Origin of the sequence: Paracoccus sp. P2 (assembly GCF_046335115.1) — a bacterium.
In the GTDB taxonomy this organism is placed as follows: domain Bacteria; phylum Pseudomonadota; class Alphaproteobacteria; order Rhodobacterales; family Rhodobacteraceae; genus Paracoccus; species Paracoccus pantotrophus.
Genome location: NZ_JBGOSN010000106.1, coordinates 1 through 3,382, shown reverse-complemented (window position 1 = coordinate 3,382; position 3,382 = coordinate 1). Strand labels below are relative to the sequence as shown.

At 67.8% G+C, this 3,382-nt stretch carries 1 protein-coding gene; it reads left to right on the top strand.

Annotated features, from left to right (window positions below; all coding sequences use genetic code 11):
• Nucleotides 1-4: 4 nt before the first annotated feature.
• On the top strand, nt 5-3,382 hold a 3,378-nt coding region (locus ACDP63_RS24375; RefSeq protein ID WP_409928811.1), incomplete at its 3' end, for a pyruvate carboxylase.

Here is a 3,382-nt window from a genome sequence, read left to right as displayed (position 1 = left end):
CTGCATGTTCCGTAAGATTCTGGTAGCGAACCGTGGCGAGATTGCGATCCGCGTGATGCGGGCTGCGAACGAGCTGGGCAAGAAGACGGTCGCGGTCTATGCCGAGGAAGACAAGCTGAGCCTGCACCGCTTCAAGGCGGACGAGGCCTACCGCATCGGCGGCGGCCTGGGGCCGGTGGCGGCCTATCTGTCCATCCCCGAGATCATCCGCGTCGCGAAGGAATCCGGCGCCGATGCCATCCATCCGGGCTACGGGCTGCTCAGCGAAAACCCCGATTTCGTCGATGCCTGCACCGCGGCGGGGATCACCTTCATCGGGCCAAGCGCCGACACCATGCGGGCGCTTGGCGACAAGGCCTCGGCGCGGCGCGTGGCGATCCAGGCCGGCGTGCCGGTCATCCCCGCGACCGGGGTCTTGGGCGAGGACATGGAGGCGATCAAGCGTGAGGCCGCCGAGATCGGCTATCCCTTGATGCTGAAAGCCAGCTGGGGCGGCGGCGGGCGCGGCATGCGGCCGATCATGGGCCCCGAGGAACTGCCCGAGAAGGTGCGCGAGGGCCGGCGCGAGGCCGAGGCCGCCTTCGGCAATGGCGAGGGCTACCTGGAAAAGATGATCCTGCGCGCGCGCCATGTCGAGGTGCAGCTTCTGGGCGACGGCCATGGCGGGCTCTATCACCTCTATGAACGCGACTGCACCGTGCAGCGCCGCAACCAGAAGGTCGTGGAACGCGCCCCGGCGCCCTACCTGACGCCCGAGCAGCGCGCCGAGGTCTGCGAGCTGGCGCTGCGGATCGGCCGCGCCGTCGGCTACCGCAACGCCGGCACCGTCGAGTTCCTGATGGATATGGACAGCCAGGCGTTCTACTTCATCGAGGTGAACCCACGCGTCCAGGTCGAGCATACCGTGACCGAGGAGGTCACCGGCATCGACATCGTGCAGAGCCAGATCCTGATCGCCGAGGGCGCGACCCTGGCCGAGGCCACCGGCGTCGCCGCGCAGTCCGACGTGCACCTGAACGGCCATGCCCTGCAATGCCGGGTCACGACCGAGGATCCGCTGAACAACTTCATCCCCGATTACGGCCGCATCACCGCCTATCGCTCGGCGACCGGCAACGGCATCCGGCTGGACGGCGGCACCGCCTATTCCGGCGGCGTCATCACCCGCTATTACGACAGCCTGCTGGTCAAGGTCACGGCCCATGCCCAGACGCCCGAGAAGGCCATCGCGCGGATGGACCGGGCCTTGCGCGAGTTCCGGGTGCGCGGCGTGGCGACGAATATCGAATTCGTCATCAACCTCCTGAAGCACCCGACCTTCCTCGACGACAGCTACACGACCAAGTTCATCGACACCACGCCGGACCTGTTCGCGTTCCGCAAGCGCCGCGACCGGGCGACGAAGCTGCTGGTCTATATCGCCGACATCACCGTGAACGGCCATCCCGAGACCGCCGGCCGCCCGCTGCCGCCGGCCGAGGCGCGCATCCCGGTGCCGCCGCCCGCCAAGGCCGAGCCGGCGGCAGAAACGCTTCGGGGGACAAGGCAGCTTCTGGAGGAACAGGGGGCGAAAGCCGTCGCCGACTGGATGCTGGACCAGAAGCGGCTGCTGATCACCGACACCTCGATGCGCGACGGCCACCAGAGCTTGCTCGCGACGCGGATGCGCTCGATCGACATGATCCGGGTGGCGCCGGCCTATGCCGCGAACCTCCCCGGCCTCTTCTCGGTCGAATGCTGGGGCGGCGCGACCTTCGACGTCGCCTATCGCTTCCTGCAGGAATGCCCCTGGCAGCGGCTGCGCGACATCCGCGCCCGCATGCCCAACCTGATGACGCAGATGCTGCTGCGGGCTTCGAACGGCGTCGGCTACACCAACTATCCCGACAATGTGGTGCAGGAATTCGTCCGCCAGGCGGCGAAGACCGGGGTGGACGTGTTCCGGGTCTTCGACAGCCTGAACTGGGTCGAGAACATGCGCGTCGCCATGGATGCGGTGATCGAGAGCGGCAAGATCTGCGAGGGCACGATCTGCTATACCGGCGACCTGCTCGATCCCGCGCGTTCGAAATACGACCTGCACTATTACCTGAAGATGGCGCGCGAGCTTCGCGACGCCGGCGCGCATGTGCTGGGGCTGAAGGACATGGCGGGGCTGCTGAAGCCCGCTTCGGCCTCGATTCTGGTCCGCGCGCTGAAGGAGGAGATCGGCCTGCCGGTGCATTTCCACACCCATGACACCGGCGGCATTGCCGGCGCCTCGATCCTGGCCGCGGCCGAGGCCGGGGTGGATGCGGTGGACTGCGCCATGGACGCGCTGTCGGGCAATACCTCGCAACCCTGCCTGGGCTCGGTGGTCGAGGCGCTGCGCCATACCGACCGCGATACCGGGCTGGACATCGCGGCCATCCGCCAGATTTCGAACTACTGGGAGGCGGTGCGCGAGCATTATGCCGCCTTCGAGAGCGGCTTGCAGGCCCCGGCCTCGGAGGTCTGGCTGCACGAGATGCCCGGCGGCCAGTTCACCAATCTGAAGGCCCAGGCGCGCTCGCTCGGCCTTGAGGACCGCTGGCACGAGGTCGCCCAGGCCTATGCCGAGGTGAACCGGATGTTCGGCGACATCGTCAAGGTCACGCCCAGTTCCAAGGTGGTGGGCGACATGGCGCTGATGATGGTGGCGCAGGGCCTGACGCGGGCGCAGGTCGAGGATCCGGGCGTCGAGGTCTCCTTCCCCGACAGCGTCGTCGACATGATGAAGGGCAACCTGGGCCAGCCGCCCGGGGGCTGGCCGGCGGCCTTGCAGAAGAAGGTTCTGAAGGGCGAGCCAGCCCTGACCGCCCGCCCCGGCGCGGCCATGCCGGCGGTGGATATCGAGGCCACCCGCGCCGACCTGATCCGCCAGCTGGAAGGCAAGGCGGTCGACGACGAGGATCTGAACGGCTACCTGATGTATCCCAAGGTGTTTTTGGACTACATGGGCCGGCACCGGCAATACGGCCCGGTGCGGGTGCTGCCGACGCGGACCTTCTTCTACGGCATGGAGCCGGGCGAGGAGATCGAGGCCGAGATCGACCCCGGCAAGACCTTGGAGATCCGCCTGCAGACCGTGGGCGAGACCGACGAGAAGGGCGAGGTCAAGGTGTTCTTCGAGCTGAACGGCCAGCCGCGGGTGATCCGGGTGCCGAACCGCCTGGTGAAGTCGCAGACCGCCGCCCGTCCCAAGGCCGACCCCGCGAACGAGGGCCACCTGGGCGCCCCGATGCCCGGCGTCGTCGCCTCGGTCGCGGTCACGCAAGGCCAGAAGGTCAACCCTGGCGACCTGCTGCTGACCATCGAGGCCATGAAGATGGAAACCGCCATCCATGCCGACCGAGCCGGCGTG